This is a genomic window from Pseudomonas fluorescens group sp., from assembly GCF_020093335.1.
GTDB lineage: Bacteria > Pseudomonadota > Gammaproteobacteria > Pseudomonadales > Pseudomonadaceae > Aquipseudomonas > Aquipseudomonas petroselini.
The window spans coordinates 55,272-78,255 of record NZ_JAIOKW010000018.1; the positions used below are offsets into that span (position 1 = coordinate 55,272).

Here is a 22,984-nt window from a genome sequence, read left to right on the forward strand (position 1 = left end):
GTTCCTCAGTGGGTCAGCCAAAGCGGGTCGCGCTGGAGCACCGGCAGGTGCACGCGGCGGTTGTCCATGCTTGGCAATGCGGCCAGCAGGCCACGGGTGTAGGGATGTTCGGCGTATTGCAGGTCGCACGCCGCCAGGGATTCCACCACGCGTCCGGCGTACATCACCAGCACGCGGTCGCAGTAGTTGCGGACCAGGTTGAGGTCGTGGCTGACGAAGATCAGGCCCATCTGCTGCTGCTCCACCAACTCCTCCAGCACGCTGAGCACTTGCTGGCGCACCGAGACGTCGAGGGCCGAGGTGGGTTCATCGGCAATGATCACCTCCGGGCGGGTGATGACCATCATCGCGATCATGATGCGCTGCCCCATGCCGCCCGAGACTTCGTGGGGGTACAGGTTGTAGACCCGCTTCGGATCGCGGATATGCACCTGTTCCAGCATCTGCATGACCCGCTCACGGGCCTCGCTGCGGCTGGCCTTGTGGTGGGCCAGGTAGGCTTCGGCGATCTGGTCGCCCACCTTGACCACCGGGTTCAACGAATACTTGGGGTCTTGCATGATCATCGAAATGCGCTGGCCGCGGATCTTCTGCATGGCTTTTTCGCTGGCCGAGAGCAGGTCGACCTCACCAAACGCCATGGCCTTGGCGCTGATCCTCGCGCTCGGCGGGTGCAGCTTGAGCAGGCTGCGGCCGACCGTGGATTTGCCCGAACCGGACTCGCCGACGATCGCCAGCTTTTCGCGGCCCAGGGCAAACGATACATCGCGCACGGCATGGGTTTCTTTCTGGCCGTTGAAGAAGCGCACGTTGAGCCCTTCGACGTTCAATTTGATGGCGGACATAGGTGTGGCTCCGTTATTCGCTACGCGGATCAAGAATGTCCCGCAGGCCGTCGCCCAACAGGTTGAATGCCAGGCTGACCAACATGATTGCCGCCCCCGGCACGGCGACCAGCCACCAGCACTCGAGCATGTAGCGGCGCCCGGTGGAAATCATCGCGCCCCACTCGGGCAGCGGCGCCTGCGCGCCCAGGCCGAGGAAGCCCAGGGCTGCCGCCGTGAGGATGATCCCGGCCATGTTCATGGTCAGGCGGATGATCACCGACGACAGGCACATCGGCACGATATGGCGCAGGATAATCCGCGCCGGCGACGCTCCTTGCAGCTCCACGGCCACAACGAAATCGGCATTGCGCAGCGACAGGGTTTCCGCCCGCGCCAGGCGTGCGATGGGCGGCCAGGAGGTCAACGCAATCGCCACCACGGCGTGTTCCAGGCCAGGGCCGAGAGCGGCGATAAACGCCAGGGCCAACACCAGGCTGGGGAAGGAAATGAAGATGTCGGTCAGGCGCATGAACACCGTATCCACGGCGCCGCCGAAGTACCCCGACACGGTGCCGATAAACAGGCCGATGGGGCCGACGATCACCGTTACCAACGCAATGATGTACAAGGTGATGCGCGAGCCGTAGACCAGCCGGCTGAAAATGTCCCGGCCATATTCATCGGTGCCGAACCAATGTGCTGCGCCCGGCGCCTGCAAGGCGTTGGCGAGGTTCTGCGCGACCGGATCATGCGTAGCGATCCACGGCGCGAACGCCGCCACCACGATCAGCAGCAACGCCACCAGCAGGCCGGCCAGGGTCATGGGGTTACGCAACAGGTGGCGCAAAATCCGCACGCCGCTCTTGCACAAGGCATCGAAGCTGGAGCCGGGCGTACGCTCGGCCCGCCGCTTCAGGGTGGAATCAATCGAAGACAGGTTGGCATTCATCAGCATGTTCTCTGTGTGAATTCAGGAGTGCCGGGCGTACCCGGCCCGACTCAGCGCGCCTTGTAGACACCCAGGTAGCGGGTGGCCTCGGCGTCGTCACCGCTGAAGCCCTTGACATCGGCGGCGCTGACCACGGTGTCGGTCATTTGCGAGATCATCAGGATCGGCCCGACCTGTTGGTCATAGAGGGTCTGCGCCTGGTGATACAGGCTGATGCGCTGCGCCGCGTCACGCGTCACGCCGGCCTTGTCGATCAGGCTGTTGAGCGGCGGGCTGAAGAACGAGGCGCGCCAGCCCTGGAAGTTGGGCAAACCGGCGTCGTCACTGTTGTTGGGGTTATAGGCGAACGTGCGCAGGCTGAAATACGGATGGGGATAACGCTCAGCCCCACGCGCCACAATGATCTCGAAATTGCGCGCCCGCATCGCGCCGTAGACCTGGTTGCCGGTGCCGGTGACGATGCTCGCCTTGATCCCGCCTTCGGCCAATGTCGCTTGCAGGCGCGCGGCGATATCAATGAACGGCGGCTCCGACAGCGTGCGGATAGTGGTTGTGAACCCCTCGGGATACCCCGCCTCGGCAAGCAGCTTTTTCGCCTTCGGCACATCCATGTGATAGCCCGGATCCGGCAAACGCGCCGCCAACCCCAACTGCATCGGCTGCTGATTGAGCGTGCCGTAATACGGCATCACCTGCTCATCCAGGCCCTTGTAGTCGATCAAGTTGCGCACTGCTTCACGCACCTGGGCCTTGGCGAACTCGGGTTGCTTCATGCTCATGGCGACGTAGTACATCGTGCCGCGCGGCAATGACTGCACCTGGATCTTGTCCGAGCCGTCGATGGCGCGAATGTCCGGTGCGGCCATGCCATACGCCAGGTCGAGGTCGCCGCGCTCAAGCATCAGGCGCAGCGACTGGGACTCGGTCATATGCCGCACCACCACGCGCTTGAGCTTGGCCGCGCCGCCCCAGTAGCCGTCGAACCGGGTCAGCAACAGCGAGTCGTTGGCGTTCCATTTGGTCAGCACGAAGGGGCCGCTGCCCGCCTCATTGGTCACCAGCCAACCGGCCCCCAGGTCACCGTTTTTCTCGTGGGCCAGGGCGGTCTTGCGGTCCACCACCACGGCGCTCGGCGAGATGGCCAGCGAGTCCACCAGCAGCAGCGGGTCCATGGTCTGCGGCAGGTCGATGACCAGCGTGTGGGCATCCGTGGCGCGGATCAGCGACTGAATATTCTCGACGCTGTAGCCGTAGGCTTTCCAGGTGGTGGCCAGGCCGAAATTGAGTTTCATCACCCGGTACAGCGACCAGGCCACATCCTCGGCGGTCAGCGGGTTGCCGGAGTGGAACTTCACGTCCTGGCGCAGATGAAAGGTCACTTGCTTGCCGTCTTCGCTGATGTCCCAGCGTTCGGCCAGTTGCGGCAGGTGCTTTTCCGGGTTGCCCTGGTCGCGCTTGATCAGTGTGTCGTAGAGATTGGCGTTGACCCCGGAAGCGTCGAGGCCGGGCGCGTTGGCCGGGTCGATGGAGAACAGGTTGACCATGCTCATGCCCACGATCAGTTGATCGGCCGGGGTCTTGGCCTGGGCCAGCGTCATCGGGCCCAGCGCCAGTGCGGCCGCCAGCAGGCTCAGGCGCAGTGTTGAAAATGCAGTCGTCATTGAAAGAATCCTTCTTTTTATAGTTTTATCGGTACTGCGAAGCGCTTAACGGGTGCGCGGGTCGAACACCTTGTAGAGGGCATCGCTGATCAGGTTGAGCGCGACAAAGATCAAGCCGATCACCAGCACGCACCCCATCACCGCGTTCATGTCCCCCAGCATCAGGCTACTGGTGAGGTACTGGCCAAAACCGGGCCAGGCAAACACGGTCTCGATCAGCACGGCGCCTTCGAGCAGCGAGCCGTAGGCCAGGGCCACCACCGTCAGCAATTGCACGAGGATGTTGCGAAAAGCGTGGCCCCACACCACCTGGCGCCGGGACAAGCCTTTGACGCGAGCGGTGATGATGTACTCCTGGGACAGCTGCTCCAGCATGAAGCTGCGGGTCATGCGGCTGATGTAGGCGACCGAATTCAGCCCAAGGATCAGCGCCGGCAGCACGATATGGCGCAAGGCACTGGTAAAGGCCTCCCAGTCGCGGGCGAGCGCCGTGTCGATCAGCAACAGCCCGGTCACGTCGGGCACCATGCCGTCGTACGCCAGGTCGATGCGCCCTGCCCCGCCGGCCCAACCGAGCCAGGCGTAGAACACCAACAAGCCCATCATGCCCAGCCAGAAAATCGGCGTGGAATAGCCGAACAAGGTGATGACCCGCGCCACGTGATCGCCCATGCGCCCCTGGTTACTGGCGGCACACACGCCCAGCGGCAGGCCGATGACGATGCCGAACAGGATCGCCAGGGTCGCCAGTTCGATGGTCGCGGGGAACACCCGGCGGATGTCATCCAGTACCGGGTGGCCGGTCAACAGTGCGTTGCCGAAGTTACCGTGCAACAGGTCGTTGAGGTACAGGCCGAACTGAGTCCAGATCGGCTTATCCAGCCCCATGGCCCGGTACACCTGGTCGTAGGTGGAGCTGTCGGCGTCTGGCCCGACCACGGCCAGCACGGGGTCGAGCGGCATGACCCTGCCGATGATGAACGTCAGCGCCAGCAGGCCGAGCAAGGTCACCAGGACCGTACCGGCACGCCGGGCTGTGTTGGACGCGCGAGCGCCCATTACCGAGGCAGTCATAACAAACATGGGAAGCTCCTGTGCAGTCGGCATCCGAGGATGCGCGGCCTTAGCGCGTCTTGTAGACGTCCTTGTAGCGGGTAGTGGCGGCCGTGTGCCCCTGGAAATCCGTCACGTCGCTGTAGACCAGCACGGTGTCGGTCATCTGGGATACCGGCAGGATCGCGCCCACTTGCTCGTCGAGCAGTTGCTGGACCTGCCGGTACTGGGCCAGTTGCTTGGCGCCATCGGGCTCGACCTCGGCACGTTCGATCAACTGGTTCAACTCGGGGCTGTAGAACGAGGTGCGCCAGCCTTGGAAGTTGCTCAGTTTGGCTTCGTCACGGTTGTCCGGGTTGTACACCAGGGTACGCAAGCTGGAATGCGGGTGGCGCTCGGCCCCGCCGCCGCCGCGGCCGACGATGATGTCGAAGCTGCGCTCACGCATCGCGCCGTAGATCTGGTTGCCGGTGCCGGTGATGATGCTGGCTTCGATCCCGGCCTGGGCCAGGGTCGATTGCAGGTTGGAAGCGATATTGATGAACGGCGGCTCGGCCAGCACGCGAATGGTGGTCTTGAAACCGTTGGGGTAGCCGGCCTGCGCCAGGAGCGCCTTGGCTTCCTCGACGTTCAGGCGATAGCCCGGGTCCGGCAGGCGCGCGGCCAGGCCCAGCGGCAGTGGGCGCTGGTTGATCAGGCCGTAGTGCGGCATCACCGTCTGGTTGATGCCCTGGTAATCGATCAGCGAACGCACGGCTTTGCGCACGCGGGCGTCGGCGAACATCGGCTGCTTCACGCTCAACGCCACGTAATACAAGGTGCCGCGCTGCAGGGTCTGGGTGCGTACCTTGGGGTTACCCTGCAAGGCCTGGATATCGGGTGCGGACATGCCTTTGGCGATGTCCAGGTCGCCGCGCTCGATCATCAGGCGCAACGACTGGGACTCGGTCATGTTGCGCATGACGATCCGCTTGAGTTTGGCCGGGCCACCCCAGTAGCCGTCGAAACGGGTCATCAGGATCACGTCGTTGGCGCGCCAGTCGTTGAGCACGAACGCGCCGCTGCCGGCCGCGTGGGTGACCAGCCAGGCGGCGCCCATGTCGTTGTTTTTCTGGTGTTCGAGCACGGTTTTACGGTCGAGGATAAACGCACTGGGCGATGTCGCCAGGGTGTTAAGCACCAGTTGTGGGTCGGTCGGGCGTGGCAGTTCGATCACGAAGGTGTTGGGATCGGTGGCGCGCATGTAGCGCTCGACATTGTCGGCGCTGAAGCCATAGGCCTTCCAGGTGGAAGCCAGCGCCAGGTTCAGCTTGAGCACCCGCTGCAATGACCAAGCGACATCATCGGCACTCAGCGGGTTGCCGGATTGGAATTTCACATCGGTGCGCAGGTTAAAGGTGAGGGTCTTGCGGTCATCGCTGACCTGCCAACGCTCGGCCAGTGCCGGCACCAATTGGTCGGGCCTGGCCACGTCCTGCACCAGCAACATGTCATAGAGATTGGCATTGATCTCCGACACATCCAGCCCGGTGGCCGCGGCCGGATCCAGCGACAGCAGATTGATCATGCTCATGCCGACGATCAACTGATCAGCCGGGGTCTTGGCCTGCACCACAGGGACTGCGCCAACCACCAGGGCCGCCGCCAGCACCCGCGCCCACAGCGAAGGAAGAATGCTCATAGTAAAACGCCTTTCTTATATTTATAGGGCTCGTGGGTGTCCCGGCCGCGGCCGGGAGACCTCAGTTCACATCAAAAGCGGTTAAGCGTGTTGGCCTCGACAAATTCGAAATCGATGTCTTCGCCCAGGCCCGGCAAATCGGACAGGTGCACAAACCCATCGCTGTCCATCGGGTCGACCAGGCGCTTGAGGTAGGCCGGTACTTCGTCGTAATCCAAATACGGGTGCAGCAACCCACGCTCGTACCAGGTGCAGTTTTTGATCGCACCGACCACGGCCAGGTTGGCCGCGCCATTGCCGTGAATTTCACAATCCATCCCGAACGATTCGGCCATGTGCGCCACCTTCAGGCACGGGCCGATACCGCCGACGCCGGCGACCCCGGCACGCAGGATGTCGCACACATCATTCTTCACCCAGCTGGCGCGACTCAAGTGTTTGCCGGCCAGGGTTTCCGGGCCCAGTACCGGGATGTCCAACTGGCCCGCCAACCAGGCATAGGATTCGGCGGAGTCTTCCATCATCGGTTCTTCGAACCAGGCGAAATCGAGCTTCTGCAGCTCGCGGCCGATATACAGGGCGTCGGTTCGGTTGTACCAGTGATAGCCGTCGAGCATCAGCGCGATGTCCGGACCCACCGCCTCGCGCACCGCCGCGCAGGCTTTGACGTCAATGCGCGGGCTCGGGGCAAAGGACACAGGCGGCATCCAGGTGTGCAACTTGATCGCCTTATAACCGCGCTTGACCAGGGTCTCGGCAAACCGCCCATAGTCGTCGGGCGTGGCCAGGCCGCCGGGCAATTCATCCCCGCACATGGTCGAGCCGTAGGCTGGAACCTTGTCACGAAAACCGCCGATCAGCTTGTGCACCGGCACGCCCAGCTTGCGCCCGGCCCAGTCCCACAAGGCCTGCTCCACCAAGGCCAGCGCGCGGTCGGTCAACTGGCTGGCACTGCCGCGCTGCCAGTGTGCGAGGTCGTGCCAGATTTTTTCTCGATCAAAAGCGTTCTGCCCGACCAGCACCTTGCGCACAAACCCATCGAGCACATAAGGGCGGATCAATTCCGGCGGCCCGAACGCGTAACCCTCGGTACCCTCCTCGGTCTGGATACGCAACAGGGCCATCTTGGCCTGGGCGACTTCGCCGGGATGGGCGTGGCCGGCACTGTCTACTGCGCGGCGAGTCGGGTAGGAAAACACCTGGACGTTGACTGCGGTAATTCTCATGGACGTCTTTAGCCTTCTTATTGAATTTGTGACAGGAGCGTCGCCTGCTGAGAATGATCATAGGTCATCGTACAACATTTGAAAAGCCAACCACTCCGCGCCGCAAATCTCACTAAAACCCCCGAAACCCCTCGCTTTTAAAGACAACTCAAAATAACAAGACACGAGAATAACCCAGTATTCATTGCGCATATTTGTAACCAAGTGTTTCAAAACGACCGATAACACGTAGACCACTGCATAGTCATACGATAACGTATGTCGGCGCGCAAAACGTAACAGGTTCGTAACAACTGCCGGCGTCAGGCCGGTAGAACATTCCAACAAAAACAATAAAAGAAGACCGTATGAACACCACCCTACGCACGCTTTTGACTGTCACTGCGCTCGGCCTGCCCTTCTGTGTCAACGCCGACTCCGCCAACATCAACTACCGCCATCAGTTCACCGAAGACGACAGCGCCCACGCTGACCGGATCAAACTCGGCTACCGCATGGACAGCGGCCTGGGATTCGAGGGGGAGTTGAAATACCGCACGGCCGGCGATCGTGAAGACGTCGCCTACGACAACATGATCAACAACGGCCACGAGTTCACGGTGAGCTACAACTACAAGCTCAGCCCGCAATCGACCCTGACCCCGGCGTTCCAGATGGACAGTTCGAAGGACTCGACAACCTACAAGGTCGGCCTCAAGTACAACTACAAGATCAACGACGCGTTCTACGTCGCCACGCGCTATCGACTGGACGCAAAGAAGCTCGACCGCGACCAGATCAACGAGGACATGCCGGATCGCGCCAAGGACAACCAGCACACCAATCGCTTCGAAGGCTGGCTGGGCTATACCCCGGCCAGCAAGTGGGCCTTTGAATACCAGTACATCTATTTCAAGACCGACTACATCCGCTACGACAACAAGAAGAGCGATTACGAACAGAACATGATCGTCAAATACAAACTGACTAAAGAGTGGGCCCCGTTCATGGAAATCGGGGACGTGAAGGTCAACGCCACCAGCGAAGACCGCCAGGCCCGCTGGCGCCTGGGGGTGCAGTACAACTTCATGTAACGCTTATTGGCACTGCAGTCGCGAGTTCGCTGTGGCGGGCTCGCGCCTACACCTCGACAAGGAAGATTCAACGTGACCACAACCAAACCCTTCAACCGCATTCTGTTGACCGGCGCCGCCGGCGGCCTGGGGCAAATCCTGCGGGAAACCCTGCAAGCCCACGCGCATATCGTGCGCGCCTCCGACATCAGCCTCCTGACGCCCAGCGCCGGCGCCCATGACGAAGTCGTGCAGTGCGACCTGGCCGACAAAAAGGCCGTGCACGCCCTGCTCAAGGACGTGGATGCCATCGTGCATATGGGTGGAATTTCCGTTGAGCGGGCGTTCGAAGCGATTCTCGACGCCAATATCCGCGGCACCTTTCATCTTTATGAAGCGGCGCGCAAACACGGGATCAAGCGCGTGGTGTTCGCCAGCTCCAATCACGTCACCGGTTTTCACACACAGGACCAACCCCTGGATGCCCACAGCGAGCGACGCCCGGATGGCTATTACGCCTTGTCCAAGGCCTACGGCGAAGACTTGGCAAGCTTTTACTTCCAGCGTTATGGCATTGAAACGGTCAGTTTGCGCATCGGCTCTTCATTCGCGCAGCCGCGCAACCGACGGATGCTGTCGACCTGGCTGAGCTACCGCGACCTGGACCACTTGATTGAGCGCGCCCTGCTCGCGCGTGATGTGGGGCACACCGTGGTCTACGGCGTTTCCGCCAACCGCACGACCTGGTGGGACAACCGCCATGCAGCGCACCTGGGCTTTAACCCGCAGGACAGTTCGGAGGCGTTTCGCGACACCGTCGAGCGCCAGCCGGAGCCTGGCGAGAACGATCCCGACCGGCTGTTTCAGGGCGGCGCGTTCACCGCAGCCGGGCCGTTCGACACCGATTGAGCGGCGCTGGCCGCCGCGTAAGACCGGCGCATCCGCTCACGGCTGTTGGACAAGTGCAAGCGCATGGCCGCGCGCGCTGCGTCGGAGTCGCCGCGCGCAATGGCCTGGTAGATCGCCTCGTGCTCGCGGCTCAAGCGCTCTACATAGGGTTCTTTGTCGTTGTTGGCCTGGCGCGTGGAGTGCATGCGCGCACGGGGAATAATGCTCACCTCAAGGTGCAGCATGATGTCGGTGAAGTAGCGGTTGCCGGTGGCGAGGGCGATCTGCTGGTGAAACTGAAAGTCCGCGGCCACCGCATACTCGGCACTGATGGCACTGGATTGGAGAATATCCAGCGAGTCACGCATCAACTGCAACTGCTCCGGGGTGCGCCGGTGGCTGGCCAGGCCGGCGGCCTCCACTTCCAGGCTGATGCGCAGCTCCAGCACCGCCAGTACATCCTCCAACGTGACAATGCTGGCCGGGTCGATACGAAAACCACTCGCGCTGGGGATGTCACACACAAACGTCCCGACGCCATGCCGGGTTTCCACCAGCCCCGCCGCCTGCAGGCGCGAAATCGCCTCGCGGACCACCGTGCGGCTGACGCCATGCTCCTGCATGACCTGCGACTCGGTCGGCAGTTTGGTGGCGCACGCCAACTCGCCGGCGTGGATGCGCCGAGATAACTCGGCCACCAGGTCCTCGGCCATGCTGCGGTGCTTTCGACGTGCACTGGGTTGGACGTTCGGGTAGTCCATCGGGCGCGTTATTCTCGGTTTGCGAATGAACCCTCATCATAGCTCAAGCAGTTGTACGACAACATAGCGCCTTGTACAGGCCTATCGGCGGGCTGAGCCACCGATATCGGGAGCAAGCGCCCTCGCCCAAGGTTTCCTGCATGGAGGTGGTCGCACGGTCCGAACCGGTTTGCAGGTTGCTGATCATCCGCTGGATGCTTCCGGTGGATTCCTACGTCTTCTGGGCCAGCACCCGCACCTCGGACGCTACCACCGCGAAGCCACGCATGGTTCACATTGACGCCTGCACGCCAAAATAGCGGCATGATGATATCACTCGTAAAAACGAGTCGACCTTGTCCCGCAGCGGCTCATGGGCGCCAATCGGCGTTGTACTGACCTAGATCAACAGTCGGTCAGAAACAGCGCAGCCGATCCATACGCTTAAGCCATCGCTCAATCCTCTTGAATACTTGCCTAATCCTCCGACTTATCGGATTTCGGATAGATAGCCCTTGTGCGCTGGTCTAGAGTTCGACAATGAGCGGCCGCCGCACTCTCAATACTAAAAATGGCCGCCTCCACCGATGATGAGCAGGTGAGCGATGGAATTACGCATCAACCAAAAAACCTATCAGGTCGACGCCGACGCCGACACGCCCCTGCTGTGGGTGATCCGTGATGACCTGGGGCTGACCGGCACCAAATACGGCTGCGGCCTGGCCCAATGCGGCGCCTGTTCGGTGCTGGTGGATGGCAATGTCGTGCGCAGTTGCGTCACGCCGGTAGCCGGGGTGGTCGGACGCGAAGTCACCACCATCGAAGCCATTGAAACCGATGACGTGGGCAAGCGCGTGGTCGCGGCCTGGGTCGAGCACCAGGTGGCGCAATGTGGTTACTGCCAGTCCGGGCAGGTGATGGCCGCCACCGCGCTGCTCAAGCACACCCCTGCGCCCAATAAGGCGCAGATCGACGCCGCTATGATCAACCTGTGCCGCTGCGGCACGTATAACGCCATTCACACGGCCGTCGACGAGTTGGCCAAGCAGGAGGGCGTCTGATGAACACGCGCCCTGAACTGCTCGACCTGTTATCCGGTGAACCCGTCAACCTGTCGCGCCGCCGCTTTCTGGCGAGTACTGCCGTGGGTGCGCTGGTCATCGGTTTCGGCTTGCCACTCGGCTCGGCCAGGGTGCAGGCCGCCGCCACCGTAGAACGTGGCACCCAAGTGCCGGCGTTCCTGGAAATCCGCCCGGACGGCAGCGTGCGCCTGCTCAGCCCCTTCATGGAAGGCGGGCAAGGCACGCACACCGCCATGGCGCAGATTGTCGGTGAAGAACTGGACGCCGATCCCGCCACCTTCGTGGTCGAGGCCGCTCCGCCCGGCGAAGCTTATGTGGTGATGGAAAACGGCATGCGCATTACCGGCGGCAGCATGTCAGTGCGCATGAGCTACCCGACCATGCGCCGCCTGGGCGCCCTCGCCCGCGCGATGTTGCTGCAGGCCGGTGCCGAGCAGCTCGGTGTACCGCTGGCCGAACTGACCACCCAGCCGGGCCGGGTGGTACACGCCGCGTCCGGCCGCTCGCTGGGCTACGGTGAGTTGGCCGGTCGCGCCCTCGACATGCCGGTACCCGACCCGGCCAGCATCACCCTGCGCGACCCGAGCCAGTTCCGCTGGATCGGCAAGCCGGTCAAGCGTCTGGACGCCTATGACAAATCCACCGGCAAGGCGCTGTACAGCATCGACCTGAAGGTCGACGGCATGCTCCACGCTGCCGTGCAACACGCGCCACGCCTGGGCATGACCGTGGGCGGCGTGCGTAACCAGGCGCAGGTCGAAGACATGAAAGGCGTGCACTCGGTGCATGTACTGCCCGGCGCAGTGGCCGTGGTCGCTGAACGCTGGTGGCACGCCAAGCGTGCAGTGGAAGCGATCCAGGCCGACTGGCAGGAAGCGGCGCCTGACTCGACCGTGCGCGTGATGCCGGCGGACTTTTCCAGCGATGGCTTCCGCGATTTTCTCGCCGCCCAACAAGGCCCGGCCCGCGACGACGAAAACGAAGGCGACGTAGCCGCCGCCTTGGCAGGCGCCAAGACCACAGTCGACGCCACCTACCACAACCAATACCTCAACCACGCCCAGCTGGAGCCGCCATCGGCCCTCGCACGCTACAACGCCGACGGCACGCTGGATATCTGGCTGCCCAACCAGGCGCCGGACATGTTCCGTGCCGACATCGCCAAGCGCGCCGGTCTCGACGTGGCGAAAATCAACCTGCATTCGCCCCTGCTGGGTGGCTTTTTCGGCCGGCATTTCCTGTATGACTCGGCCAACCCGTATCCGCAGGCCATCGCGCTGGCCAAGGCGGTGGGCCGTCCGGTCAAGGTGATCTGGAGCCGCGAGGAAGAGTTCCTGCGTGATGTGCTGCGCCCGGTCGCGGTGGTCAAGTTCCGCGCCGCGCTGGATGACAAAGGCCTGCCGGTGGCCATTGAAGCCGTGAGCGCCACCGAAGGCCCGACCGAAGCCATCGCCGGCAAACAGGGCGAAAAGCTCGACCCCACCGCCCTTGAAGGCTTGTCGGGCAAGGCGTACGCCATCCCCAACAAACGCATCGCACAGATCTACGTCAAAGGCCCGGCGATGCTCGGCTACTGGCGTTCGGTGGGCAATTCGCTGAATGACTTCTTCTATGAAGCGTTCCTCGATGAACTGGCAGACAAAGGCGGGCACGACCCCTATGAGTTGCGCCTGCACCTGCTGCGCGACAACCCACGGCTGACCACCCTGCTGCAAGCGGCGGGCGAATTGTCCGGTGGCTGGAAACGAGGCCCCTTCACCGCCGAGGACGGCAGCCGACGTGCGCGTGGCGTGGCCATGGCTTCGCCGTTCGGCTCCCACGCGGCAGTGATCGCGGAAGTGTCGATCGAAAACGGCCAGGTCAAGGTGCACGATATCTGGCAGGCCATCGACCCCGGCAGCATCGTCAACCCGGCAATCGTCGAAGCGCAGGTGAATGGCGCGGTGGCCTTGGGCTTATCCCAGACCTTGCTCGAAGAAGCGGTGTACGTGAACGGCCTGCCACGGGCGCGCAACTACGACCTCTACCCGATCCTGCCCCCATCGCGCATGGCGCGGGTGCACGTACGGGTTGTCGAAAGTGGCGAAAAGATGGGCGGCATCGGTGAACCGCCGCTGCCCGCCGTCGCGCCTGCGGTGGCCAATGCGGTGGCGCAACTGACCGGCCAGCGTATTCGCAGCCTGCCCATGAGCCGACACACCTTCAGCTGACTTTCAGGAAACGCCCATGAACACCCGTCGATTCGCAAGAACCGCAGGCTGGCTGGCGCTGCCCTGCCTGGTCGCGGCAGGCCTGCTGGCCTGGTATGTCACCCGTGAGCCTGCTACACCGTTTGAAAAGGAACAGGCCGCCGCCTTCGAGCCCGCAGTGGTCAGTCGCGGCGAGTACGTCGCCCGCTTGAGCGATTGCGTGGCCTGCCACAGTTTGCCCGGCAAGGCGCCGTTCGCCGGCGGCCTGGAGATGGCCACGCCGCTGGGAGCGATTCACGCCACCAACATCACCCCGGACCGGGACACCGGCATCGGCGCCTACACGCTGGCCGACTTCGACCGGGCGGTGCGCCACGGCATCGCGCCGGGTGGCCGGCGGCTGTACCCAGCCATGCCCTACCCGTCTTATGTGAAGCTCAGCGACGACGACATGCGCGCGCTGTACGCGTTTTTCATGCAGGGCGTGCAACCGGCCAAGCAGCCGAATATCCCCAGCGCTATTCCCTGGCCGCTCAACCTGCGCTGGCCGATCGCGCTGTGGAACGGGGTGTTCGCGCCGACCGCCCCTTACGCCGCCAAGCCCAACCAGGACGCACTGTGGAACCGCGGTGCCTACATTGTCCAAGGCCCCGGCCACTGCGGCAGTTGCCACACGCCACGCGGCCTGGCGTTCAATGAAAAGGCGCTGGACGAGTCCGGAGCGCCGTTCCTCGCCGGCGCCCTGCTCGACGGCTGGTACGCCCCCAGCCTGCGCCAAGACCCCAACACCGGATTGGGCCGCTGGAGCGAGCCGCAGATTGTGCAATTCCTCAAGACCGGGCGCAACGCTCATGCCGTGGTCTACGGCTCGATGACCGAGGCCTTCAACAACTCCACGCAGTTCATGCAGGACGACGACCTGGCAGCCATCGCCCGCTACCTCAAGTCGCTGCCCGGCGACCCGCAGCGTGACGGCGCGCCGTGGCAGTATCAGGCGGTAACCGCAGGCCAGGACACACCCGGTGCCCACACCTATGCGACGCGCTGCGCCTCCTGCCACGGCCTCGACGGCAAGGGCCAGCCGGAATGGATGCCCCCCCTGGCCGGCGCCACCTCGGCACTGGCCAAGGAAAGTGCATCCGCGATCAATATCACGCTCAACGGCTCACAACGCGTAGTCGCCGCCGGCGTGCCGGATGCCTACCGCATGCCGGCGTTTCGTGAGCAATTGTCCGACCCGGAAATCGCCCAGGTGCTGACCTACATGCGCAGTACATGGGGCAACAACGGTGGCGCGGTCGACGCGAAAGCGGTGCGCGAGTTGCGCGGGCATACGGACCCGGCGAGCAGCAGCCCGATCATTTTGCATATGCGCTGAGGGGCGATAGTCCTAAAGTCCCCTGTGGCGAGGGAGCTTGCTCCCTCGCCACAGGTACAATGTTCTGCCTTCCGAGATGAACCGGTAGACGCACGAAAACCGGTCAAATACGGCTATTTGCCAACGTCCAACTGAACCTCAGCTGAAGACAATCGCTATCGCGATTAAACCGTTTGATTAATACCCATGGGTGTTCGGATCATGGCCGGCCTGTTTAACAAGGCCTGGCCGCCTGGAATGAACCACTCAGGACAACGCCGTTGCCCCTCCGGAATCCCTTTGTGCGGTACCTGTCAGCCTCCGTGCTGTCGGCCTCTTTGCTAACACCACAGTTGGCCCTGGCGGCAAGTCGTCCCGACGGTTTTGCCAAGGCCGTAACCGGTGGTGGCGAAGTTGCGGCCGTGCATCCCGCCACGGCGGCCGAACTGAAAAAAGCACTGTGTGCACGCTTCGACACGCGCGGCAATTGCACCGATGACACTCCGCGCGTTATTGCCTTGGACCATGTCTTCGATTTTCGCAATTCGGTGGTGACCGATGGCAGTGCCCACGTCACAGAGGCCGGGTGCATGGCCAACGCCTGTCCCCATGGCGGTGGACAATGGGCAATCGACGGTGCCAACCATTTCTGCCAGTCGAAACCACCCGCCACGGTGACCTATGACAAAGCAGGCTTGCAGCGCCTGAAGGTCGGCTCGAACAAGACCTTATTGGGCGTGGGGGCCCATGCCGGTATCCAGGGCATGGGGTTGTTCATCGGGAGCGGCGCGCACAATGTCATTGTGCGCAACCTGACCCTGTCGGACATCAACCCACGCGTGGTCTGGGGCGGCGATGCACTCACCCTGGACGATGCCGATGGCGTGTGGATCGACCACGACACCTTTGCGCGTATTGGGCGGCAGATGATCGTGACCGGTTGGGGCAGCGCGACCCATGTGACGATTTCCAACAACGAATTCGACGGCCGCACGCCCTACTCCGCGACCTGTGATGGTCATCATTACTGGGTGTGGCTGTTTCTGGGCCATCACGACACGCTGACGCTGCTCAGAAACTATGTGCACGACACGTCGGGCCGGGCGCCCCATTCGGGCGGCATGGGCGATGCCGAGGTGCGCGCGCAACTGGTCAATAACCTGTTTGCCCACCTGACATACCAAGGCGCGATCATGTCCCGTACCGCCAGCTCCCATTTGCTGGTGGAAGGCAATGCGTTCGAAGACGTGACACACCCACTGTTCAACGATACCCGGCAACCGGGCACGGCGTACGCGCTCTTCGATCCCGTCGCGCAGTCGGCCACCGACACCTGCCAGGCCGCGCTAGGCAGGCCCTGTGTGGCTAACCTGCAGCACCTGAGTGGCGACGACTATCGTCCCCAGGATGCCGCGGCACTGGAGGCGTTCAAGGCATACCGTCAATACCTGGTTACCCCGCAGCCCGCCGATAGTGTGCGGATTGAAGTCCCACGCGACGCGGGTGCGGGCCACCTCAATCCAGGCAGCCACTGATGCGACGATTCCTGCTGATGGTGTTTTGTACGCTTGCGGCCCAGGCACACGCCGCCAGCTTCGGCTTCACGCGCACCGACGCCCGAATCGACGTCGACACCGGTACAGACCTGCTGTTCAGCGTGGACACGCGCAATGGCGACCTGGTCTCCATGCGGTACCGCGACAGTGAATTGCAGACCACCGAGCCCAAAGCCTCGCAGCTTGCATCCGGCCTGGGCAGCGCGCAAGTAGACGCGCGCACGGTAGCGGACGTGATTGTCATCAGTGCTCGCGCGGGCAATGTGATCCACTACTACCTGGCGAAAAAAGGACGCGCAGCCATTTACATGGCGACCTACGCGCCAACCCTGCTACCGGTGGGCAAGCTGCGCTTTGTTGCGCGACTCAACGTCAGCAAGCTGCCCAAGGCCGATCGCGGCACCGACTCCAACGTCGGCACGGCGGTCGAAGGCAAGGATGTGTTTCTGCTGCCCGACGGGCGCACCAGCTCCAAGTTCTATTCGGCACACGCGATGATCGACGACCCCCTGCACGCGGTCAAAGGCCCGGGCGTGGCGGTCTACATGTTGATGGGCAACCGTGAGCTCAGTGCTGGAGGGCCGTTTTTCAAAGATATCGCCACCCAGAAAACGCCGATCACCCACGAGCTGTACAACTACATGTTCTCCAATCACACCCAGACCGAAGCCTATCGCGGCGGCTTGCACGGGGTGTACGGGCTGTTGTTTACCGACGGTGGCGCGCCCTCCGACACCGTGAAAGACCTGAGCTTCGTCAACGATAACCTCGGCCTTGCCGGCTTCCTGGGCAGCACAGGACGAGGTGCGCTGGCCGGTCAGGTTTCGGGCGTGGCCAGTGCATTGCCGGCGGTAATCGGCTTGAGCAATGCCGGCGCCGAATATTGGGCCCGTGCCGACGACAGCGGCCGGTTCCAGTTGACGGGGATACGTCCAGGAAAGTACCGGGTAACGCTCTATCAGAATGAGTTGGAGGTGGCGCAGCGCAGCGTTGATATCAACGCGGGTGCCACCACGCAGACGCGCCTGCAGGCGCAACCGTCGACAGGCCAAGTGAAATGGCAAATCGGCACACCTGATGGCACTCCGGCAGGGTTTCTTAACGCGCACCTGCTCGCCTCCGCTCATCCCAGCGACTCACGCATGGCACCGTGGAAGCCGGTCACCTACACCCTCGGCACCAGCCGCCCCAACGAGTTTCCCGCCGCACAATGGCGTGACATCAACACCCCCACGCGCATCACCTTCATGCTGGCCGCCCACCAAGTGCGCGACGCTCGCCTGCGCCTGTTCATTTCCCTGGCTCAAGCTGGTGGGCGCCCGCAGGTGAGCGTCAATCAGCGCTGGCAGGCGCCCGTGCCACCGGCGTCGAACCAGCCGGACAGCCGGGGCATCACCCGTGGGACTTATCGGGGTAATAACGTGGTGTTTGAGGTCAGCATCCCCGCCAGCGCGTTGCAGGTTGGCGCGAACACACTGGAGATCGGTGTTGCATCGGGCAACACCGGTAAAGGCTTTCTGAGCCCGGGTTTTGTGTTCGATAGCGTGCAGTGGGTACAGTAATAATCACCGGCACTCGGTCAGTCCATTTCACATCAGCAAAGGCGTGTTCTGCGGCGTTTCAAGCGGGATATCGAGGGTGAAGGTTGCGCCCTGTCCAGCCCCGTCGCTGTGCATGGTCAAGCGGCCACCCATTTCCTGCGCGGCGAGCGCGCAGCTGTGCAGGCCAAAACCGTGACCGTCTTTGCGCGTAGTGAAGCCATGCGAAAAGATACGCGCCAGGTGCTCAGGCGCAATCCCGTTGCCGTTGTCGGCCACCGACATTCGCAACACTGATCCGTCAACGAGGGACGCATCGAGGGTGATGCACGGGTTGCGATCGACCACGCCGTCCATCGCCTGCCTGGCGTTGCCGATCAGGTTCACCAGAATCAGCAGCACCCGGTGCCGGTCCAGAGACAGCAGGGGCAAGTCGGCAATCTCCTTGACCACCGCCACCTCCTGGCGCGCCAGTGATCCGGCGCTCAGGCGCAAGGCATCCTCGATTAACGCTGGCACCGAGACTGTTTCGACGACACTGACGGCAACGGCATAGGACTGCTGGGCAGCGACAATGGCTTTGATGTGATCAACGCCCTTGGTGAGTTGCTCGAGTTCTTCGATGATGCCCTGTTGCTCCGCCGTCACCACTTCCGCCAGCTTGAGCAGGTAGCCGGGCAGCATCTTTCCTTTGGGGTCGCTGGAGAGAAAATCGCTCAGGTCATCGACGTGTTCGTTCATCATCTGAGCCACCTTGCCCAGCCCTTGGGCTTTGGAGGTGCGCATCTGGCTGCTGACCAGTTCCGCCGATACGTTCACGCTGTTGAGGACGTTACCGACGTTGTGCAGCACCGTCGTGGCAATTTCGGCCATGCCCGCCTGACGGGATTTTGCCTGCAGTTCGGTTTGCACTTGGCTCATGCGTAGCGCCGCGCGTACGCGCGCCTTGAGCTCCAGCGGCGAGAACGGTTTGGCGATATAGTCGTCGGCGCCACTCTCCAGCCCGGAGACGCAGGCCTCGCTGCCGCCGCGGGCGGTCAACAAGATCACGGGTAAATGGGCGAAGCCGGCGCTGGCTTTGATTCTGGCTGTCAGGCCAAAGCCGTCGAGCTCCGGCATCATTACATCCGAGAGGACGACATCGATGGGCCGACGCTGCAGGAGTGCCCAGGCCTGCTCGCCATCAGCTGCGGTGGCGACGATGTAATCATCGTGCAAAAGCTCGCTGAGGTAGCTCAGCATTTCCGGGCTGTCGTCGACCACGAGCACCCTGGACTGCGAGGCGTGTTCCAAGTGCTGCTCGTCGTCTGCGCCTTGCATCGAAACGCGGTCGTTGCCGCTGCTTTGGCGACCGTGGTCGAAACGCAGGTGGCGCTGCTCGGTGGTGCTCGTTGTGCTCGCCAGTGATCGCTCGTGCATATCGCTGGCTTCGGTCGGCAAGGTGTCTTGCTCATCCCCCAGCGGAAGTCGAACGAAGAAGCACGAGCCTTGTCCGGGCTCACTGTTGACGCCGACTTCGCCCCCCATCAGTTCGACCAGATACTTGACCAGGGCAAGACCGATGCCCGTGCCGCTGTAGTGGCGCGTGGCGGAATTGTCGATCTGGGAAAAACGCTGGAACAGCAGCGGCAGTTTGTCTGGCGCAATGCCAATGCCCGAGTCTTGCACCGCGAGTTCAAATCGATCGCCATCAAGCGCAGTGACGGCCAGGTGCACGGTGCCGCCAGCGGGCGTGAACTTGATGGCATTGCTTACCAGGTTGAGGAGAATCTTCTCGAAGTGTCGGGGGTCCAGGAACACCGTACCGAGGGCGGGATCGATGCTGCAGGTCAAGGTGCAGCCTTTGCCCTCGGCCACCATGGCGGCATCTTCCGCCAGCACACCCACCATTTTGTTCAGGTCAATGGGCGCCGGACACAACTCAAACTTGCCCGCTTCGGCCTTGGAGAAATCGAGGATGTCGTTCACCCGGTTCATCAAGCGCAGCGCGTTGCGTTGGGCGCGGTCGATTTGCACACGCCAGTCCGCCGGCGGGAGGGTCGCCGCCGAGAGCTGCTCCAGGGGGGCGAGAATGAGGGTCAGGGGGGTGCGCAGTTCGTGGCTGACCGTGGCCACAAAATCGCTCTTTGCCTGGTTAGCCGTCTCGGCCTGGTTGCGCGCTTGAATCAGCTCGACGGCCTGCGCCTCCAGCACCTCGGTCTGTTGGTGCAGCGTGTCGGTGCGTTCGGCGACCATTCTTTCCAAAGAGGCCTGGACTTGCTGCCGTTCGGCTTCAGCCTCGGCCTCCAGTACCCGAATACGCAGGGCATTTTCCTGGAACACCCGTACGGCGCGGGTCATGATCCCTATCTCGTCGCCGCGTCCAACGCTGGCAATCGCGGCGTTCAGGTCGCCGGCCGCAAGCCGGCGCATGGCCGAGGCCAACGCCACGATGGGCTGCGCGACAAACCGCGACGTGCTCCAGGCGATGGCGCTTGCGAGCAGGATGGCAACGGTACCCGCGACCACCGTCGCAAGCATTCCGCGATCATTGTGAACCAAGGCCTCGGAGCGCGCTTCACCCGCGAAGCGCGCAACCAACAGGCCGGCGCTCCGTGCCTCATTGCGAACCTGGTCGCGCGCGCCGCTCAAGGAGTTGCTCGCCTGATGGAATCTGGCGAATGCCGCCCGGTAACCGGCGATCTGATCGTAGACCGTCAGGGCCGTAGCCTTGGTTTGCAACCCTACGGACGAAGGGAGAACGCGCGAGAGACGGGAGAGTTCGTCCAGGATGGCGCCGACCGCGCTGGCGACCTCGGGCGACGGTGACAAGCGAAACGACAAGGTCTGCGCCTCAAGGGTGGCAACACGCTCGGCGAAACGCTTGGACAGCGCGGCTGCATTTTGCAGCAAACCCGTGGCGGCCTGAATGTCGTTGGCGTCATGGGCAACGTGCTCGTCCAGTTCACCCAACATCGCTTCAAGGCGCTCGGCCACATCCCCAAGGACGGCGAGATGCCGCAACGCCTCGCCTCCCCGGAGCTTGGGCGCCTCGCCAAGGTGCTCGACCGCCAGGCAAGCAGCAGCGACTGCCGTCGTCAACTGATCCAGGGTCTCAACCTCCTGCGGCGCCGCCATCACCTCGCGCAATTGCTCGACCACGGGCGGCAGTGCCGCGCAGGTGTCCCGCGCCGCGATGCCGGCCGCACGATCACCGGTCACCAGCATCTTGGCCAGATTGGCGGTGATGATCCGTTCGCTGTTGCGCAGGATATCCAGGATGCGGTGGGCGCTTTCGAGGTTGCTCACCCGCACCTGATGGTCGGCGGCACGGGAAGCAATCTCCTTCAGCCCGTCGGCGATGCCCTGTTCGACAAGGATCGTCGCCTCTCGCATCCGGCCGTAGTGGGCGGTCATGTTCTCCGTTTCGCCATCCATGGTCAGGGTCGCCGCCCGCAAGGTAGCGATCGCCGCGGCAAGCCTCTGCAGACTGCCCTTGAGCGATTGCGCCTCTGCCACCGGAATGGCGGTGAGGCCGACGATAGCCGTCGCCACCATGCCTTCGGCCTGGATCAGGCTTTTTTGGTCGCGGGTGGCGATAAAATTTTCCACTCGACCAGTAGCCGCGTTGACCGACGCCAGGATTTCCGCAGAATGGCTGGCCGAATCCACTGCACGTACCATGCCTCGCAGGCCGTAGAGGTTCACCAGCGATACCGCCAGCATCAGGAACACCAGCGCAGCGACCGCCAGGCCAATTTTGACGGCAATGGGCCTGTCCCTGAAGGGTTTGAATGTCAACATGGCACCCCGCATCCCCGCCCGCCGCTACGGCTTCTTCACCTCTGGCAAAGGCGCGGGCGCCACCGTATTGTTGATGGCCGCGTCGATCATCCCCACAACGGACGCTTGGCTGTAGAGCGGATTGGCAGCGCCGCCCACGGGCATAGTGGCGAGCCAGGCGTCCAGGTCTTTCGCATCGATGCGCACCAGCGGTACCTCGACGAACTTCGGCACCTGCTTGCCCGCCAGAATCTGCTGGGCCACCCAGAAACCCACCTGGGAGACGCTCGGGGAGGCGGAGACCGAGACGGTCTCGTAGCCGTTGGCGTCGCGTTCCTGTTGCCACAGGGCGAGTTCGTCTTGACGGTTCCCCATCACAATGATCGGCAACGGGCGTCCCGCCGCCTTGAACGCCATGGCAGCGCCATAACCGTCGCCCCCTTGAGTAGCGACGGCATCAATGCGGGGCAGCGACGCCAGCGCCAGCGCCACCTCCTTGCGTGCGACGGACGCCGTCCAGTTCCCGTATACGGTCTTGGCGAACTTCAGGCCAGGGTAATCGCTGGCGGCCTTGCGAATGCCGTCGCTGATATTTTTATCGGTGGCGTCGCCGGCAATACCGCGGATCTCTAACAGCGTTCCGCTGCCCTTGAGGCGCTCGGCGATATAGTCCATTTCCACGCGGCCCATGGCGGACCAATTGTAGTCCACGGTATAGACGCAAGGTTCGGTGACCAGGCTGGCCATGACGACCACCACGATGCCGGCATTGCAGGCATCGCGGATCACTCCGTTGAGGGCCGTGTCGGACGCGGCCAGGATGACGATCGCGTTGACGCCCTTGACGATCATGTCTTGGATCTGGGCTGCTTGTTCCGACGCCGAGTTATTGGCGCTGACCACTGGGGCCTCTCGGATCACGCCATCCTTTTGCGCTTGGAGCGCAATCTCCTGCCAGTTGCGCACCATCACCTTGCGAAAATCGCTGCCCGCATAGGAGTTGCTGAAGGCAATGCTATGACTGGCGGTTGAGTCGCCGGCGGCGTGGGCTGGATTGGCAACCACCATCACCAGCCCGGTCACGCAGCCGGCGAAGCGCCATAAGATTCTGTGAATTGATTTAGCGTTCATGCTGTTCTCCATCGTGCATGGGATTTACCAAAAAGTAATCCACCAGCACCCGGCGACAGCCTGGATCGACTGCTTGGTCTGGTTGGAGCAGTCGCTCATAGTCGGGAAGGCGCTTGCCTCTCTGGTTGCTCCTGGGTTTGCACGCCATCGACGCTCAAACCAATGCGAACATCGCGGGCGAAACTGATGAGGCAGAATGGGTCGCAGCAAGCCCAGATCACAGCAGTGCCGACGAAAGCCACTGCGATAATGCCTGCACTGGCATGAGCATAGTATCAAAGTGCCCTATTCG

General features: G+C 62.8%; 16 protein-coding genes and 3 pseudogenes. 7 read left to right on the top strand and 12 right to left on the bottom strand.

Features of this window, described 5'->3' with window-relative positions; genetic code table 11:
• Positions 1-5: 5 nt before the first annotated feature.
• From K7431_RS18990 to K7431_RS19015, 6 genes are all read right to left on the bottom strand, one after another.
• Positions 6-845 carry an ABC transporter ATP-binding protein gene (locus tag K7431_RS18990; protein WP_012723511.1) on the bottom strand — a complete coding sequence of 280 codons (840 nt, stop codon included), beginning with the start codon at positions 843-845 and terminating at the stop codon, positions 6-8.
• A gap of 13 nt (positions 846-858) precedes the next feature.
• Complete coding sequence (locus K7431_RS18995) at positions 859-1,776, bottom strand: ABC transporter permease (protein ID WP_012723510.1); 918 nt, start codon at positions 1,774-1,776, stop codon at positions 859-861.
• 50 nt (positions 1,777-1,826) lie between these two features.
• Entirely contained in the window at positions 1,827-3,437 is a 1,611-nt protein-coding gene (locus tag K7431_RS19000) for an ABC transporter substrate-binding protein (protein ID WP_012723509.1), read from the bottom strand.
• A 45-nt stretch (positions 3,438-3,482) separates the two neighbouring features.
• A complete protein-coding gene (locus K7431_RS19005; RefSeq protein ID WP_012723508.1) occupies positions 3,483-4,520 on the bottom strand; it encodes an ABC transporter permease in 1,038 nt (345 codons plus the stop codon).
• 40 nt (positions 4,521-4,560) lie between these two features.
• On the bottom strand, positions 4,561-6,171 hold the full coding sequence (locus K7431_RS19010) for an ABC transporter substrate-binding protein (protein WP_012723507.1): 1,611 nt from the start codon (positions 6,169-6,171) through the stop codon (positions 4,561-4,563).
• Between the two features lie 71 nt (positions 6,172-6,242).
• The gene (locus K7431_RS19015) at positions 6,243-7,397 is read right to left on the bottom strand and encodes a mandelate racemase family protein (protein WP_012723506.1); all 1,155 of its coding nucleotides are present in this window, start codon (positions 7,395-7,397) and stop codon (positions 6,243-6,245) included.
• A gap of 347 nt (positions 7,398-7,744) precedes the next feature.
• Here K7431_RS19015 and K7431_RS19020 point away from each other — a divergent pair, with 347 nt between their 5' ends.
• Both K7431_RS19020 and K7431_RS19025 read left to right on the top strand, forming a co-directional pair.
• Positions 7,745-8,470 (top strand): oligogalacturonate-specific porin KdgM family protein, encoded by a 726-nt coding sequence (locus tag K7431_RS19020; RefSeq protein WP_012723504.1) that lies wholly within the window; start codon positions 7,745-7,747, stop codon positions 8,468-8,470.
• 72 nt (positions 8,471-8,542) lie between these two features.
• Positions 8,543-9,358, top strand: a complete 816-nt coding sequence (locus tag K7431_RS19025; RefSeq protein ID WP_012723503.1) for an NAD-dependent epimerase/dehydratase family protein — start codon at positions 8,543-8,545, stop codon at positions 9,356-9,358.
• On the opposite strand, the gene K7431_RS19030 is transcribed toward K7431_RS19025, so the two are convergent.
• Both K7431_RS19030 and K7431_RS19035 read right to left on the bottom strand, forming a co-directional pair.
• Positions 9,313-10,098, bottom strand: a complete 786-nt coding sequence (locus K7431_RS19030) for a FadR/GntR family transcriptional regulator (protein WP_012723502.1) — start codon at positions 10,096-10,098, stop codon at positions 9,313-9,315. The two genes, K7431_RS19025 and K7431_RS19030, sit on opposite strands and share 46 nt — an antisense overlap.
• Positions 10,099-10,219: 121 nt before the next feature.
• A pseudogene (locus K7431_RS19035) lies at positions 10,220-10,363 on the bottom strand (methyl-accepting chemotaxis protein); the annotation flags it as partial.
• A gap of 319 nt (positions 10,364-10,682) precedes the next feature.
• Here K7431_RS19035 and K7431_RS19040 point away from each other — a divergent pair.
• The 5 genes from K7431_RS19040 to K7431_RS19060 all read left to right on the top strand — a co-directional run bounded on the left by K7431_RS19040 (position 10,683) and on the right by K7431_RS19060 (position 17,823).
• On the top strand, positions 10,683-11,138 hold the full coding sequence (locus tag K7431_RS19040) for a (2Fe-2S)-binding protein (RefSeq protein WP_012723501.1): 456 nt from the start codon (positions 10,683-10,685) through the stop codon (positions 11,136-11,138).
• Positions 11,138-13,369, top strand: coding sequence for a xanthine dehydrogenase family protein molybdopterin-binding subunit (locus K7431_RS19045; protein WP_012723500.1), 2,232 nt, complete (start codon positions 11,138-11,140; stop codon positions 13,367-13,369). Before K7431_RS19040 ends, K7431_RS19045 begins: the two co-directional genes overlap by 1 nt.
• Before the next feature lie 16 nt (positions 13,370-13,385).
• On the top strand, positions 13,386-14,726 hold the full coding sequence (locus tag K7431_RS19050) for a c-type cytochrome (protein WP_012723499.1): 1,341 nt from the start codon (positions 13,386-13,388) through the stop codon (positions 14,724-14,726).
• Between the two features lie 281 nt (positions 14,727-15,007).
• A complete protein-coding gene (locus tag K7431_RS19055; protein ID WP_052308652.1) occupies positions 15,008-16,240 on the top strand; it encodes a pectate lyase family protein in 1,233 nt (410 codons plus the stop codon).
• Entirely contained in the window at positions 16,240-17,823 is a 1,584-nt protein-coding gene (locus K7431_RS19060) for a rhamnogalacturonan lyase B N-terminal domain-containing protein (protein WP_012723497.1), read from the top strand. The genes K7431_RS19055 and K7431_RS19060 overlap by 1 nt, the downstream gene beginning before the upstream one ends.
• A gap of 27 nt (positions 17,824-17,850) precedes the next feature.
• On the opposite strand, the gene K7431_RS31215 is transcribed toward K7431_RS19060, so the two are convergent.
• From K7431_RS31215 to K7431_RS19070, 4 genes and pseudogenes are all read right to left on the bottom strand, one after another.
• The gene (locus K7431_RS31215) at positions 17,851-18,720 is read right to left on the bottom strand and encodes a sensor histidine kinase (RefSeq protein ID WP_370636131.1); all 870 of its coding nucleotides are present in this window, start codon (positions 18,718-18,720) and stop codon (positions 17,851-17,853) included.
• Positions 18,721-19,218 (bottom strand): annotated as a pseudogene (locus K7431_RS31220) (response regulator transcription factor); the annotation flags it as partial. It lies immediately after the preceding gene.
• Between the two features lie 51 nt (positions 19,219-19,269).
• A pseudogene (locus K7431_RS31225) lies at positions 19,270-21,594 on the bottom strand (sensor histidine kinase); the annotation flags it as partial.
• A gap of 12 nt (positions 21,595-21,606) precedes the next feature.
• Positions 21,607-22,692 (bottom strand): ABC transporter substrate-binding protein, encoded by a 1,086-nt coding sequence (locus tag K7431_RS19070; RefSeq protein ID WP_043205163.1) that lies wholly within the window; start codon positions 22,690-22,692, stop codon positions 21,607-21,609.
• Positions 22,693-22,984: the final 292 nt, after the last annotated feature.